General features: G+C 41.1%; 3 protein-coding genes. All 3 read right to left on the minus strand.

Annotation, left to right across the window (positions count from 1 at the left end):
- Positions 1 to 93: 93 nt before the first annotated feature.
- The 3 genes from K331_RS32990 to K331_RS30115 are packed head-to-tail and all read right to left on the minus strand — an operon-like array spanning position 94 to position 18196.
- A complete protein-coding gene (locus K331_RS32990) occupies positions 94 to 9783 on the minus strand; it encodes a non-ribosomal peptide synthetase (RefSeq protein ID WP_028591849.1) in 9690 nt (3229 codons plus the stop codon).
- Entirely contained in the window at positions 9774 to 16922 is a 7149-nt protein-coding gene (locus K331_RS32995) for a type I polyketide synthase (protein ID WP_028591850.1), read from the minus strand. Before K331_RS32995 ends, K331_RS32990 begins: the two co-directional genes overlap by 10 nt.
- Before the next feature lie 23 nt (positions 16923 to 16945).
- On the minus strand, positions 16946 to 18196 hold the full coding sequence (locus tag K331_RS30115) for an MFS transporter (protein ID WP_036635495.1): 1251 nt from the start codon (positions 18194 to 18196) through the stop codon (positions 16946 to 16948).
- Positions 18197 to 18239: the final 43 nt, after the last annotated feature.

Genomic DNA, 18239 nt, shown 5'->3' on the forward strand with positions numbered 1-18239 from the left:
TTGTATGTGGGCGGCTGCCCATCTGTGCCTGTACTGCTTATAAAAAGCTATGGACTTGTTTACTTGGTGTTAGCGATGTGTTGTTTGCAAATCTCACCTTAATATTAATTTGTTAAAATCAGCCATGAAGTGTTGAAGCTCTTGTGTAAGCCATGTCAATTTGTTTTCTTCACAGAATAATCTAATCACCAGTTCATTTCCTTGCACGCCAATCGCGATCTCAGTAGACAAATTTTTCACTTTACTACCGTGACTATCCTTTATTCTATTAAGCTCCTCCTTCATCCTTGACTGTGAATCATACAGTCCCAGATAATTAAATATTGGGATGTTGATTGTTCCTACGCCGTAAATCTCTTTCAAGATCTGCTTCACCTTTTTATACTTGCTCTTCGGCTCCCCATGAGCTAGCAAGGCAGCAAAATTAATGTTCTTCGTGGAAGCCAGGGTAATTAGCTCATTAATCATTTCGGAATCTGCGTGTTGATCTCGAGGTAGACTTAGCGGCAAAATATCAATAAATGCACCTACAGTATGATAATAATTATGGGATTGATATTTTCTTCCTGTATACATAAGTGCAAACGGTATGGTATCCAGATCGAAATTAAGTTCTAGAACTTTCAAAAAAACTTTCATTGATATTTCCCATGACATTTCTGCTACAGATTCGCGAATATCTTCTGTCAACGGTATAGAAATAGTCGTATTGGTCCATGAGGCTTTCTTATATTTTTTGAAATACGTTCTAAAGCTTTCTTGAAATTGCTCTAGATTGAATCTCTCAATTAGTTCCTGCTCAGATATACCCTGTGGCCCCTGCACTACCTCGTTGACATAATGCTCATACTGTAATGGATTAGGTTTCCTTAACTCCCCCTGGTTATCATATGCTTGCTGTATCTGTTCATGTAGTATTTCGACGCTCATTGCATCAAAAATCAAATGACTAATGGGCAAATATAGCTTATAGTGACTGTCCGAAAATTTAACCAATATAACTTTATATAGCAATTTGTTGTACAGATCCGTGTTCTCCAAATGTTCAGCATACATCTCATAAATATATTGATGGACTTGCTCATTCTGTTCTTGACTTGCATTCGATAGATCTAAATAAGGTATGTTAAGTCCATGCACCAAGCTATGCTCCTGTAGCATAACTTGATGCTCTGATTGGATGAGAACACTTCGTAATAATGCTTGTTCATTCACGACACTTGCAATGCTTTTACTTAACAGGTCTACATTAACCTCATCGTCAAAATCCATGATTGTCCCGCTAAATGTCTGATTGGTTTCCAACAGAATTTTCTGTATTGCTGTTATTGGATATACCCTTGTAATCTTATGATAATTTGCAATCGTATCACTGAATTCATGAAGCTGGCTGGTTAGGGACTCCTTCCATTCTGATAAGCTCCCTGCACTCTTCAATCCTCCTGTATTACTCTCTGCTGCAGAGTCGCTTTTCTTCAAGCAGTTATTACATATATCACGCACGTTCTCGTAGTAGAATATATCTTTAATTGAAATGTGAATATTGTTTCTCTTTAATTCTTTGTGTATCTTGGCAATGCGAATTGAATCTCCCCCAGCTTCAAATAAATTATCCCTTGCACCCAGCTGCTGCAGACCCAGTATATTTTTGCAAATGCCGATCACCAACAATTCGGTCTCATTATCGGCTTCTTCATATAGAATGCCTGTATTTATTAGGCCATCCATTTCCGGTAATAGATTCCGATCAATTTTACCATTGAGATTGAACGGTAAAGATTCCATTCGGATGAAATACGCCGGTATCATGTAGTTAGGCAACTTCCTACCCAAAAATTCACGTAAGCTATGAATGGCTATTTCTGCTTCAGCTACATAATATGCACATAGATACTTCGCCCCGCCTATATCCTTGTCCACAATAGCAACCTGAGAGATGCTTGGATATTGTAATAAATTCAGCTCAATCTCACCGATCTCTATTCGATACCCTCTGATTTTCACCTGATGATCTATTCTTCCTAGATATTCAATGTTTCCATCAGGTAACCATCTGGCCACATCTCCTGTTTTGTAGAGAACCTCCTCATCCTGATAAGGATTAGCTATAAATTTTTCTCTTGTTAGTTCTTCGTTGTTCAGATATCCTCTTGCCAAGCCCACACCTGCAATACAAAGCTCGCCGTTCACTCCTATAGGCACTAATCTATTGTGGGTGTCCAGTATCAGTACTTTATGATTGTTGATAGGAGCTCCAATCGTTATCTTCGCCTGTTGATCCTGCTGTAGCCTGTAAGTTGTCGTACAGACGGTATCCTCTGTGGGTCCATAAGCATTGATCACATCTACCTTCCCGAGTAGATGTGAGATTTGCTCATACTTGAGTTCACTTCCTGCTGTAATTACTCGTCTCAATTCATTTTCTGTCTCTAGCTCAGCGGCTACAAATGGAGGTACTGTTAAGGTTGTAATTTGATTCGCTCTAATATATTCGTTCAGCAAATCTGAGCTGAGCAACTTCTCTCTACTTGGTATACAAAGTGTGTTGCCAAGCAATATCGCCATGAACAGCTCCCATGAGAATGCATCAAATGCAATACTTGCAAATTGTAGGATATGTTCATCGTTTCCGATGCCAAGATCACTTTCGAACCAATGCTTCAAGCTAATAACACCTTTATGCTCTACCATTACTCCTTTTGGTCTCCCGGTCGTCCCGGAAGTATAGATCACATAAGCCAAATCATGAGATTGATTGATGTTGATAACCTCGTCATTTGGTAGCGCATACAACTCTTCATCCTCTAGATCAATCACATCTCTGATCTCAAGCGCATAGCTCTGTACAAGCTTATGGGTAGACAGCATAATCTCGGCTTTACTGTCCTGCAAAATATAATTGATTCGCTCTTCAGGATAATTCGTATCGATAGGTAAGTAAGCCGCACCCGCTTTTAGGACGGCAAGTACACCTACCACCATGTCAATGGACCGATCGATCATAATGGATACGATTGAATCTATACCTACACCTTTATCCCTAAGTAATGTAGCTATGCTATTAGCTCGCTTGTTGATTTCACCGTAGCTAATTCTATCTTCACCGTACGTAACAGCTACTTTTTCAGGGTTCTGAGCAGCTTGGTACTCAAATATTCCTTGAATTGTATCCTCTTTTGGGAGACTTACGTAGGTATTGTTAAAGTCAATTAATATCTCCTTTCTCTCGTCGCTCCCTACAATCTCAATTTCATCAATTTGTAGGTCCGGATTGCTAATAACTTGATTCAGGATATTCAGAAAGTGATTTTTGATTTTACAAACTTCCTCTTCAGCGTATACACCATCATTATAGTCAAATTTAACAACCAGCTCGTCTCCTGGAATGACTTTGATATTAAAGCTATAGTTCGTTTCCTCGAAAATCCGAGTTGAACTAATTTGGAGATGCATCTGTTCCTGTAGATCCTTATTAATCGTATCTTGGTCAACTGGATAGTTTTCGAAGACCATCAATCCATTGATCAGACCCGTGCCAACCTCAGTAAGCTTTTGAACTTCTGCCATGGAGCAGTATTGATAAGGCTCGCTCTCATTAAAGTCTGATCTTATCTTCTGTAGCACATTCTTGTAATTCTTGTCTTGCGTAGTGTTCACTCGTAGTGGGATCGTGTTGATGAATAAACCGACCATTTCATCAATTCCATCTATTCTAGTTGTTCTACCCGAGACAATAAAACCAAACACAATATCGCTCACATTGTTATATCTTTGCAACAGGATCGCCCATACACTCTGGAAGATCGTATTAATTGTAGTATTATTGTTTTTTGCCAGCACTTCAATTTGTCTGGTAGCTTCTTTGTTCAGACTTAGAATGACCTCCTGTGGTTGTCCATGGGTTACTGTAGATTTCTTGAACGGTATTTCAATTGTAGTATTATATCCCTGCAAGTAGGTCGACCAATAGTTCAGCGCTGCCGTCTTGTCCTGCGTGCCGATCCATTTGATATAGTCCTCGATAGGTCTCACTTTTCTCGCTTCTAGTACAGTATTCTGCAAGAGATGATTGTAGATATTGAACAGCTCACTACTGATAATTCCAAAAGACCAACCATCCAAGATGATATGATGATTACTCAAAATTAAACTATATTCCTCATCGCTCATCCGGACTACAGCGAGTCTTATAAGAATATCCTTGGACAAGTCAAAGCCCTGCAGCCTGTCCTCCCTTACCAGCTGTTCGATATAAGCTTCTTTGTCGCCTTGGAAGTCCCTGATATCCCGATACTTAATTCCAGCTTCTCTGGATTTGTACACGATCTGCATGTTTTCTTTGAAGTTGCTGCTGTCAAAATTTGTTCGTAAGACATCATGACGGGCAACTAATTCTCTAAAGCTTTGGTCAAACAACTCTTCATTCAGTACACCGGTTACCCTAAGCTCCATGTTGACATGATAGTACTCACCTTTATCTGCTATAGAATGGAAAAGTAGTCCTTCCTGCATCGGAGTTAGCGTATACATCCGCTGTATATTGTCGATGCTCATATGATAAGGCGCCAATTCACTCCATGATATATTCTCATCTGTAAGATCAGCAGCTGTCGCCTCTACATGATTCAAGGATACACAATGATCAATGATCTGGGTAAGACTGTCAAGATATCGCTGCAATAATTCTTCAATGGTTGTATCCTTAAATTCTTCTCGGATATAGCTCAGGGTTAGCGTGAATTGTCTATGAAGAATCATGGCTGATATATTCAGAGGATACAATCTGCCACTATTCTTGCTTACCGAATCTCCTGGCCTGATATCAGCTAGTATAAAGCTGTTGCCCGAGATATTCTCATCGAATTGTCCCAAATAATTAAAGCTTATATCCGGAGTACGGGTATCCTTTAATTCAAATGGCGATAAATATTTCAGAATACCATAACCTATACCTTTGTGAGGGATTCGTCTCAGTGTATCCTTCGTATCTTTGATCAAATCCGATAGAGTATCCTTCATGTGTAAGACAACAGGATATTGACTGGTGAACCAACCGACGGTCCTTGTTACGTCTACATCTTCTATAATCGACTCTCGTCCGTGTGATTCAAGATTAATTAGTATCCGATCAGTCTGGTTGTAGCTAGCTATAGTGACGGTCAAGGCCGCTAGCAGAATATCATTAATTTCCGTTGAATATGCTCTGTTAACTTTGGTTAATAGCTTTTCAGTATGTGTCTTATCCAATACGATTGTCTTTGTTGCGATCTCCGCACCCACTATGTTTTGGGGGATGTTATCTTTGCTCAGCTCTTTAATCCCCCCTTGATCCAAGCTGTTCCAATAGTAGAGTTCATTTCTAATTGCAGGCCCGCTTGCATATCGAGCTTGCTTGGAAGACCATTCCTGAAAAGAAGTTGTTTTCAAAGGTAAACTTTGAGCCTGTCCATTATAAAGGGTTTCAAAGTCTTCTATGATAATTCTCCATGAGACGGTATCCACCACCATATGATGGATAGATACCAGCAAGTAATCTCCTTTGTCCGTTTTGAACAATCCTAATTTTACTAACGGACCTTTCGCTAACTTCATGCTAGCTTGAATTTGAGTACATACATCGGTAATATATTCATCTGCAATATCCGTTCCTCTAAGATCATAGATTCGTAAGTCGTATAGCTTATTGTTGATCTTTCTATTGATTAACTTTTTGTCAATATAGGTTGCTCTTAAAAGATCATGATGACGAACAATATGATCAAATGCTTGCTCAATCCGATCCTCTCTAAAACCATGCCTGCAAAACAACAGTATTTCCTGATTGAAATGATCCTTATTGATATGATCATGCTCTAAAAACCATTGTTGAATCGGTGTCAATTGGACCTCACCAGACACCTCACTCTGATCTGCAATCAATTGTGTCTGTTTGATATGAACGACCAGGTCTTTTATTTTGGGATTATTCATCAAATCCTTGATTTCAAAGACATAGCCTTGATTGCGCATTTGAGCGATGGCCTGGATGGCCTTTATAGAATCTCCGCCTAGCGAATAAAAATCATCATTAATACCAATATTCTTTATACCCAATACTTTTCCCCATACCACGGCAATAGATTGTTCCATCTCATCTCGAGGAGCGACATATTGCACCCCAGTATCTATCTCTCCATGGGGTTCAGGTAGTGCCTTGCGATTTACTTTTCCGTTAGGAGTCAACGGTAATTGCTCCAATCGGACGAAGTATGAAGGAATCATATAACTAGGCAATGAAGCAGATACGTGATTACGCAATGCTGATATGGACAACTCTGCTTCACTAACGATATAAGCACATAAATGAGCTTGCCCGTCCTCTCCAGCTCGAGCTACTACAATCGCATCCTGAACCATTTCGTGTAGCATTAATTGGTGGACAATCTCGTTTAGTTCGATGCGAAATCCTCGAATTTTCACCTGTTCATCGATCCGGCCCAAATACTCAATATTACCATCTGGCAGCCAGCGAGCCATATCCCCTGTCTTATACATTCGTGCACCCACATCATACGGATGTGGCACGAACTTCATATCTGTTAATTCGGCATTGTTCAAATATCCCCGAGCCAATCCATCTCCAGCAACGCATAATTCACCCGCCACTCCAATCGGTAGCAGGTGATTATGGCGGTCGATAATAAATGCACTTGAATTGCTGATCGGCCTTCCGATTGGAATGGGATTACTGAATAGCTCTTCTATAGCATAATAGGTTGAGAAGGTCGTGTTTTCTGTTGGCCCATATCCATTAATTAGCTGCAGAGATGGATACATCTTTCTTACCAGATTAATGTGCTCCCATGACAATGCATCTCCGCCTACAATTAGAGTCTCCAGCCCACTAAATATGCCTACGTCCTGCTGCACAAGCTGGTTAAATAGTGGGGAAGTCAGCCACATCATTGTAATTCGATGTCTCCTGATTTCTTCTCCTAAGCTCTCTGCATGTAAGAGAATATGCTCCTCAACCAACACCAAGCTGCTTCCATTCAGCAGAGCCCCCCAGATCTCGAAGGTGGAGGCGTCAAATGCCATGGCTCCCGTCTGCAGTATCCGATTCTCTCCGTTAAAATTCGCGTAATTGGTATTCTTCACCAGCCGCACAACGCTTTTATGCTCGATCATAACGCCTTTGGGATTTCCCGTAGAACCCGATGTGTACATGACATAGGCCAAATCCGATGGACTGTTTACCTGTTGCGGATTTTCCGTGCTTTCTGCGGTTGTATCCTCGGTAATCTCATCTAAAAGCACCATTTCAATATGCTTCTCAAGGCTATGTTTTAATTCCCCTATATAGGTTGATCGAGTCAGGAGCAATCCCGTATTGGAATCCGCAAGCAGCGTCCTCATACGTTCTACTGGATATTTCGGATCCATCGGAACATATGCTCCACCAGCCTTCAGAATCCCCAGTATACCAGTGATCATCTCCATCGAGCGCTCACCCATGATACCTACTAGGATATTCTCACGCACACCTTTTTTTCTTAAATAGTGTGCCAAACGATTAGCTCGCTCATTGAGTTCCTGATAGGTTACATGTTCATTTTGCCAGATCAATGCAGGATGGTGCGGCACCCTCTGGGCCTGTTCCTCAAAAAGTTGGACAATGCTCTTCTCTCTTGGATAATCGCCACCCGTATGATTGAACTCATAGAGAATCCGATCCTTGTCTCGATCATCCAGTATCTCTACATCCTCGATGCTTATATGCTGGTTAGCTATGATTTGATCCACGATGGCATCAAACGCAGCCGATATCTTCGCAATGCTCTCCTCGGAGAAAACCTTTTCATTATATACAAAATTAATTGACATATCCGTATCCTGGTTGACAACTAGCGTTAAGCTATAATTCGTCCCTTCAATCAGATGGTGGGGCAATACAAACACAGAATTTAATATTTTCAGATCATTACTGCGCAAAATTTCTTCATTTAACTTCTTTTCATCAATAGGATAATTTTCAAACACGAGCAAGCTGCTAATCAGATCACTTTTTGCTTCACACTGATTCTGAATTTCCGCAAGACTAAGATAATCATGCTTGCTGTTGTTCAGCGTGATGTTGCTTATATGTCTAGTCAGCTCTTGGAAGTTGATATGCTCTGGGAATTCCACGCGCAGTGGAAGCGTATTAATAAATAGCCCTGGTATAACTTCAACACCTTCAATTTCAGCATTTCTTCCTGACACCACGTATCCATAAACAATGTCATTCCTATTGTTATATTTGCTAAGCAGAACTGCCCAAATGCTCTGAATGACTGTATTCACTGTAATTTTGCTTTCCTGCGCCATGCGGGTTATGCAAGACGTTTTTTTCTTGTCCAGGACCAACACCATTTCCTGATTGATGACTTCATTCAAGTTATTATCTTTAGCGAAAGGAATGGTTGTGATTTCCTCATGTCCTTTTAAGTAACTCTTCCAGTAGGCCTTAGCCTCGCTTATATCCTTGTTCTTTAACCAATCAATATAAGTGAAATAAGGTACTACTGGGTTCAGATTAGCTTCAATCCCATGCTTCAGTTCGTTATAAATTTTAAATAACTCAATTAATATGAGGCTGTTACACCAACCATCCATAAGGATATGGTGCAGATGAAAGATCATACTATATGTATTTACTTCCATCCGTACCAGTACAATGCGTAATAATGGATCTTTACTCAAATCAAAGCGCCTCATGCGATACTGCTTAATTAACTGCTCAAGCTCTTCTTCAGCAGCAGCGCCGTGTTTTTGAAAGTCGATGTATTCAACCTCTGCTTTTCTTTTTTTATACACCACCTGCATGTTTCTATGAAATGAAGAATAATCAAAAACCGTCCTCAAAATGTCATGTCGCTCAACTACGATATTAAAAGACTGCTGCAACATATCCAAATCAATCTGTCCTTCGACCTGGAAGCTAGATAATTTGATATACGTATCTTGTTCATCTGTCAAAGCATGATAAAGCATACCCTCTTGCATAGGAGCAAGAGGATAAATATTCTTAATATTGTTCAGTTCATCTTTGTATTGCGACAATTCCTGCATGGTTATGTTTTCTTGTGTGATATCGGTAATGGTTAATTCTGCATCTTCCTTGCCAGTACAATAAGTAATCATACGAATGAGATGATCCTGATACGTAGCTAGCAGCTTCTCGATCGTGTCAGCATAGAAATCATCTTCGTTATAGAAAATGGAGATGGTTAATTGGCCAGCCAGAATCTTGGCTTCAATGTTCAAAGCATAAGTGCACGCCAGATTACTAGAGGGGTATTCCATGTCATCTAGACTCAGGATTTCAATTGCAGGTTCCACCGCATCCTTGTCCCATTCCCATAAATAATTGAAACAAATTTCGGGCTCTACACGGTTCAGCTCATCGTTAGATTGGTATTTAATGATCTCATAGGATCTACCCTGGTCAGGAATCCGTCGCAACATATCTTTGGTATGTTTGATCGTATCATCCATTTGTGCATGAGCGGTTAGTATAACAGGGTATTGTGAACTGAAATTCCCTACAGTTCTGCTAATGTCCAAAGCATTGAATAGTTTTTCCCTGCCCTGCGTAACCAAGCTAATTAGCGCTTGTTCCTCTTTCGTCCAATCATGGATGGTGTGGGCAAGAGCAGCTAGCAGTATATCTAAAGAATTCGTATGATATGCTTGATTCGCCTCTAGCAGCATACTTTCGGTAACTTCTTCACTAAGCTCTAGGGCTCGTTTACTCAACTCCATGCCAATTTACCTCTTTTCCTTGGCAATTTTTTGATGTCTGCATCACGCAAGCTTCTCCAATATTCAACCTGTCTCCTAACAGCATAAGAGCTGGCATACTCATCTAATTTTGCTGCCCACTCCTTGAAGGAGGTTGAATTCTTGGCTAGTCTTATGCTTAAGCCCTTTTCAGCCTGCATATAAGCATTTGAGAAATCTTTAAGCAGGATTCTCCAGGATACCTCATCGACTAATAGACCATGGATAGCAATAAGCAGCTTGTCCCCTTCATCAGTCTTCAACAAGCCTATTCTAATTAATGGTCCATTTTGCAAATCTATACCGCTTCTAATCTCATTACATTTCTCTACAATCTCCTGCTCTGATACATTCTCAACTATGTTGACATCATACAAGCGTTCCTTCATGTCTCGGGAGATCTGAACGATATTTCCATTGTCATCCTTGAACCCCATACTTAACGCGTCATGGTGATTAACCAGTGTATCAAGAACTTTTCTAATTACATAGATTCTAAAACCATCCGGTCTATACAGCAGCTTAGCCTTAGTCCAAAGCTGTTGATCCTTGGATTTCTGCTCAAAGAACCGTTTCTGAACGGGGGTTAGCTTCACGATCCCAGCTTGGAGTTCCCGGGTACGATTCGTATGCTGCTGCTCAACAAATGCCACCAGTTGCTTAATCGTAGGGTTCTTATATAAATGATCAACTTCAAAGTTGTAGCACTTTGTCCTGGCTCGGGATATGAGCTGGATCGCTTTAATTGAATCTCCACCCAATTGAAAGAAGTCATCATCAATACCGACTGGGCTGATGTCCAATGTAACCTCCCATATACGAGCCAGCATTTCTTCTGTTTCATTACGTGGTGCTTCATATCCTTGATTGGCAATAGATCCGCTTGTAAGTGCTACCGTTTCGCTCTGTGCGTACTCCATATCAGGAATGAAGCTCTCAGTTGTATCCTGGTCAATACTTGCAAAATCCCTGAGTCTGAGGTCTGGTCCATCAGGATTAGTGGGTTGGGTAATTAACTGTAAGATACTTTTATACTGCTGTCCCCATGTACGAATGGTCTCTTCTTTAAATAGGCTTGTTTTATATGTCATCCCCATATTGAACAGCCCATTCTCCTCCAGAATTTCAATCACAAAATCAAAGTCAGATAATTTACTTTTATAGTCGTAGGTTGTGAGTTCAAGGTTGTCTATTACTAATACTCTTTCATCTGTCTTTTCATAGACAAACCGTACGTTAAGAAATCCTTCTCTACTATGTTTGGCCTTTTTAATGTGACTTGCCAACAAATTGAACGGGTAGTACATATGCGAATAAGCTTCCAGACAGCTTTGTTTCACTTCCTTCAGAAACTCTGAGAACGTACTTTCATCGGCTAGTTTGTTTTTAAGCACAATGGTATTCGTGAACATACCTATACTTTCATTAAAGGACCCCTCTGCTCGATTCGTCACAGGTGTCCCAATACATACATCTTCGCATCCCGTCAGTCTCTTAAGTAACACATTAAAGGCTGCAGCTAATAGCATAAACAGAGAGCATTGATTACGTGAAGCCACTAATTTCAAAGCATGAACCAACTCTGAATCAACGCTCATGTAGACTGTGTTTGCAGCGAAATTTGATTCATCACCCGTTGGAAAGTCAGCTGGCAACTTCAGTACGTTAACATCTCCAGATAATTTGTTAAGCCAGTACTGTTCACTCTGCTTCTTTTCTTCCGATACCAAATATTGAGCTTCCCATTCAACAAAATCTCTATACTGCTTATTTACTGGAGGAAGGACTTCATTAGCATATAAACGCATGAACTCTTGCACGAATATGCTCATAGATATTCCATCTGCTATCGTATGATGAAAATTGAAAATCAACGCACTTTCTTGTGGACCTCCAGCGATCAAGATCACCTTAAATAGAGGTGCCTCCTTGAGGTCAAAGGGAGTAACTAATTGTTCAATTAGAGTCTCCAGTTTCTCATCGGGACCTTGTTCGATTGTCTGAATTCTAAAATTCACACGGTCAAGAATTTCTTGCTTAAATTCCCCGTCCTCCATATATAGGCGCGTTCGTAGACTTTCATGTCGCTCAATAATTTGATTAATTACATTCTCAAATTTTTGAAGATCCAGCGTCCCCCTAACCTTCAATACAGCCACCAGATTGTAGGGGTCATCTTTTCCCATTGAGCTTAATGTATATAATCGTTGTTGAATAAGCGACATGGGAGATATAGATTCCAATTCTTCATCTTGGAGGGAGTGAATCCCCTGAATTGCGCGTTCCTTCATCGGGGGCTCATCAAAGTACCCAGCCTGTCGCATTTCTTCGATCGTCCTTGTTATGGCAGCAAAGATATGTTCAATATCCTCATCCGTGTGCTCTGTTGAGAAGAAGCAATTCCGCCCCTCCCACACATACACTCCCTTTTCCAGCAGCCCAAAGAAAAAGATCTCGAAATCTCCCCGGAATACAAATCTAAACAACGAGCCAAAATGGACTACCTTAATAGGAACAAGATTTTCTTCGAAAAAGGCATTTACCCGGTTCACAAAATCATTTGTTTTGTTATTCAATTTGTCATACAGTGTGTCCTTATTTTCTGTTATATAGGCTAATGAAGCATTAGCAGCTGCCATAGCTAGAGGGTGATGAGAAAAAGTCCCTGCTACAAATGTTCTTTTTTGCTCACACGGTGGAACTGACGTATCACCAAAGCTCCACATACCTCCATCGATGCAGTCCATGTATTCAGATTTTCCAGATACAATGCCAATCGGCATTCCCCCGCCAACGACTTTTCCATAGGTTACAATATCCGCCTGGATATCGAAATGCTCTTGAGCTCCTCCTGCGCAAATTCTAAAACCAGTGATAATCTCATCAAATATTAAGGCAATACCGTTTTCTTCGGTGATTCCCCTTAATTTCTTAAGAAAATCCTTGGGCTGAACATCGGGCCTTCTGCTTTGAACAGTCTCTACTAGAACTCCGGCAATCTCACTTGCATGAGTCCGTATGAACTCCAGTGAGGCCTCTTGATTGTAATTCAACATGATTAAATCACTAACCACACTATCCATAATGCCTGGTGCTAACGGAATGGTCGTCAGATCGCCATCCTCTCCAATGGAGGACAATCCAAGCAAACCATCATAAGTACCGTGATAGGAGCCTGCAAAAGTAACGATCTTCTTCTTGCCTGTACTTGCTCGGGCGATCCGTACGGCTACCATGTTAGCTTCCGTGCCAGAGTTATAAAAAGCTACTCTCTCCACACCAGTTAAGTGCCTAATCTGATCCGCAACACTTCCTGCCAACCTACCCATCGGTCCGAGTGGCATTCCTCTATCAAGCTCTTCTGTCAATGCTTCACGAATAAAGCTTGGATTATGTCCGAGTAGATTCACACCGAACCCCATGGTTAAATCCACAATTTCGTTCCCATCAATATCACGTAGCTTGGAGCCCTGTCCCGTATCAGCTACAATCTGATAGATCATTTCCTTCATTACAGGTCTGAAGCCCGCTACATTCCTATTATTGGCGTATACTTTTCTATAACGTTGAATGTTCTCTTTTGATTTTTTGGAGAAGCTTGTATATTTGTTTTCTATATTGCGAATATAAGTTAGCTGCAGTTCATTGAAGTTCTCATGATCAATCAACTCTAGTTTTTTGTAGGGAACATAGTGGCTTTTAGTGTCCACCGTCAAAGGTGCAGCATTCGAATTACTGACGCCGGGCTGAATATGCTTTGGGCTCGGCAGTCGGTTTGCTGTCGTTATTACCGTCTCTGAATTCGTTAGACTTTTTAATACATGAAGCTGCTCTGTCATCAGTTGCATCTGTGTATTCATAATATTTTGTATAGCAGCCATATGATCGAGGGCTCCTGAAGGTTGGCTTTTCACTTCGCCCGCGGCCACAGGATTATTCACAGGCTCGGTCACCGGGAGGGAAGTAGTCATCTCACCGGATACAGGATCAGCATCATTGCTACTGTCAACTACATCTTCAGAACAATCGGTATGCTGGCTAATATACTCAGTGATTTTCTCTACGGTATCCAGGTTCATAAAGAACTCATTTAGCGCAATAGATAGATTGAACTTATTCGTAATTTGCTTATTTAACTGAATGAGTACCAGAGAATCAAAGCCAAGTGTCAGTAGACTCAGATCATCCTCGATTTCTTCAATTCTGAGCCCCGTCAGGATCTTAATCATTTCCTTTAATTCTGCATTAATTTGCATTCTATAATTAGAATGTCCTTGATCGCTCTCATCTGTAGCCTGATGTTGCTGCTGCTGCGAGTATTGCGAGAGTTCAGGCTTATCTTTTATACCCATAGCTGTTCCCGCTGCTTGCTCCTGTATAACCGTATTAAGCTCCATTCTACTGACCTCTTTCCACAGTTCCTTCTTTTGAAATGGATAATTGGGAAGGTTAACTCTCCGTTTGGAGTAGCTTGTATAAAAGGTATTCCAATCGAGATCTATACCGTTCAGGAATAGTGTAGATATCGAGTTAAAGAGCTGAGTATAGTTGTCCGCTTCTCTTCTCATGGAAGGTAGAAATAGAATATCACTGTCGTTCAGACACTGATTAGCTAATACGCTTAGCGTTGCATCTCCTCCAATCTCAATGAAGAGGTTGACACCGAGTCGTTTGGCTTCGTTAATAGCTTCCTGATAATTCACTGTTTTGGACAGGTGCTCTATCCAATACTTACTTTTCCCAAGCACTTCTTCCTTCTCAAGCTGTCCCGTAATGCTGGATATCATAGGTATGTTCATCTTGGAGAAAGTAATGTCCCCAATGCTGTTCTCATACATACTTTCATAATCCTTCATTAAGGAAGAATGGTATGGATGAGGAATATTCAGCTTATTAAAAAATACTCTGTGTTTGGCTTGCAGGGTATCAATAACGATATCTACCTCATCGCTCCGCCCCGATATTGTGACATTTCCAGGTGCATTGATCGCGGCAATCGTGACATTCTGACACCCACTTTCCTCCAATGCCTCCTTTACATATTCCACATTGGTAAGAATAACGACCATCTTGCCTTCAACATCTATGGCCTCCATCATTTGTCCACGTCGTGCAATCATCTGGATTACATCATCCAGATTGATTAACCCTGCATAGCAGGCTGCCGTATATTCCCCTATACTATGGCCAATGATTACAGCAGGCTTGATGCCAAGCGAACCCCAAAGCCTGGTCAATGCATACTCGATTGAGAAAATTGCTGCTTGGGAGTATAAGGGTCTATTTACCAGTGTCTTGTCTTCCCCATAAATTCCATCCAGAATCGATAACCCCAGTATCTTTTCAAATTTTTCATTACACAGGTTCATGGCCTCTCTGAACGTATTGGATGTGGCGTAAAAGTCTTTGGCAATACCTTCATAGATCGAGCCTTGGCCTGTGAACAAAAAAGCTATTTTCTTGTCTTTAGCGGTATTCTTCCGGTTCAGGAGCTCATCGCCAGGATGATTGTTTAGGAAAAGGTCTATTTTATCTAGCAACTCTTGCTTGCTTCGCCCCACTGCCGAGAACCTTTGCTTCAGAAAAGATCTACTGACATTGGAAGTATAGGCTATATCTGCAATAGAGCTTTGATCTTGTTGTAATAGTCCCTTCACAGAACCTGCATATTCCTTTAATGCTGAGACATTCTTGGCAGACAAGGTCAACATATGAGCTGGTAATTGGTCTAGTTGCTTCCTGTTGTCCTGAGGCGGCTCCTCAAGAATGACATGCCCCAGAGTCCCGCTGAACCCAAAAGAACTAATTCCTGCTCTTCTGGCTCCTTCTGATTTGTGCCAATCCATGAATTTGTCCGCAATTTTAACCGTGCCCCATGATATGTTTTTGTTGGGATTTTCATAATACATGTTAGGTAAAATCTTCTTATTCTCTAAAGACATAATGACTTTAATCAATCCCGCTATTCCGGAAGCAGCCTCTAAATGCCCAATATTAGGTTTTACAGAACCGACTAAGATCGGACTTTTTTTATTCTTGAAGACCTCCGAAAGTGATTGAATTTCAATCAGATCACCTAACTGCGTTCCCGTCCCATGTGTCTCTACATAATCGATATCATCGACGGTTAATTTTGCATTATGTAGTGCCTGTCTGATTACGCTTTGTTGGGCCAGGCCGTTAGGCGCTGTGAAGCCATTTGACTTACCATCTTGCCCGATAGCTACGCCCTTTACGATGGCAGAAATCTGGTTCCCTGCTGCGTTAGCATCTTTTAACCTTTTAAGTATAATGACACCACAACCCTCACCTCTACCAAAGCCATCTGCTTCATTATCAAATGCCTTGCATTTTCCATCCTTGGACAAACCACTGAATTTGGAAAGTCCTACAAAGGGCTCTGGCGTGAGTAATAGATTAGAACCCCCGACAATGGCCATGTCACATTGATTATTCCGCAAGCTGTCCACTGCCATGCTTAAGGCTGAGAGCGAGGATGAGCATGCCGTATCACATGTAATGGCTGGTCCTTTGAAATCATAAAAATAGGATAATCTTCCCGACGCTGATCCCAGTGATACTCCTACTGTGGAGTAAGGGGTTATATCATTAGTGCTACCTGAGAACAATTCGGCTTTGGCATATTCATAAGCGCTTATCCCTACAAATACTCCTGTCCTACTTCCTCTCAATTCCTCTATGTTGAGCGCTGAATTCTCCAGTGCCTCCCAGCTAACCTCTAGCAAAAGTCTATGCTGGGGATCCATGGATGCAGCTTCTATAGCTGATAGACCAAAATGAATATTGTCAAACTCCTTTATATTTTCTCGCAGAAAGGAGGCTTTTTTTGTAATCATTTTACCTTCAGCTTCAGGATTATTACTGTAATAGTGGTGGAAATCAAATCGATCGGATTTAATTTCGGTGACCGTATCCATGCTGTTAGCCAAAACATTCCAAAACCCTTCAAGGTTCCATGCATCGCCCGGAAAACGACCCGAATAGCCGATTACAGCAATTTCATCATTGTCTTTTTGGTCCTGAATGATTGTAGATAGCTCTTCTATTTTGGCTGCAGCTTTTTTAAGAGCCGATTTATACTTATCAATCTCTTGCCCCATACACTCACACCCTTTTACAGTAATTACAGTCCAATGTTATGTTGCGCTTGATTACCTCGAATAAATACTTTAAAAGATTTCATGAAAAATAACGGAATAAACAATACACTCATGGCCATAAAGCCTGTAAACACTATATATTTGATCGGGAAAAACTCGCCTAATAGACCTCCAATAAGCATACCCACAGGTGCGAGCCCCATGGTGAGCGTCCCTTTTATGGAGGATACCTTGCCTCTCATTTCCTGAACCACTGTCAATTGTATAGTCGATTCAATCAACACATTAACAATTGCACTGAATACACCACCGATAAATAACAAGCAAGTCATGAGTGCAAAACCATTCATCATGACTGCAGTTGAAAAGAATAATCCTGAAAGTATTCCTGATATCGTAAGTACCATACTTTTGTTTTCCGGCTTAATGCGAAATACAGATGTATACACCATCCCTGCTAGCATGCCTAACGTAAAGATGGCAATGGCAATACCATATCTCACTTCTCCCAGATTCGCTGAGTTCTTGAACATCGGTGCAAGCAACACGATACTTATCGTTGAAAAGAAGTTGGAGAGACCTGCTAACACAATCAAGTCTCTAAGCCCTTTCATCTTCCAGATATACGTAACCCCATCCTTCATATCATGCCAAAAGTTGTACTTCTGATCCTGGTTCGTTGATTTGGGGATTTTCATAAAAATCGCAAGAATAAATGATACGATGTAGGATATGCCATTACATAGAAATAGAATCGGTGCGCCCACAAGATGAAACAGCACGCCTCCGGATGAAGGCCCGAGTATTTGAGAAATGGCTCGTAGCATGCTTAAGTTGGCACTGGCTTGTACAATTCGAGATGAGGGAACAATATCAGGGATTGTTGATGTAACTGCAGGATTAAAAAATGCAGCACATGTACCGAGGATGATCCCTGCGGCGAAGGCCATCCAAATTTCAAGGACTCCAAATATAGCAGCAATCCCTACAAAAGTGATGCATATGCCTCGAATGAAATCCATCAGCAATATCATTTTTCTTCTGTCTGTGCGATCTACGATAACTCCTGCAAAAGGAGAGATCAGAACTTTGGGCAGCAAGGCAGTAGCCATCAGTGCTCCCATCAACCCTGGTGAGCCTGTTTTGTAAAGAATCCAGAAGGTCAGGGCAATTTCATAAATGGAATCTCCCAAAGCAGACACCAATTGTCCTTGCCAGAGTAAAAAGAAATTCATCGACCACAACCGTTTTTTGGGTTCGCTAGTGTTCTCCATTTTTCCTCCAGTCGAGAGCTAAAACAAAAAGAATCGCGTTCAG

This window comes from Paenibacillus massiliensis subsp. panacisoli DSM 21345, assembly GCF_000426545.1.
Taxonomy (GTDB): domain Bacteria; phylum Bacillota; class Bacilli; order Paenibacillales; family Paenibacillaceae; genus Paenibacillus; species Paenibacillus panacisoli.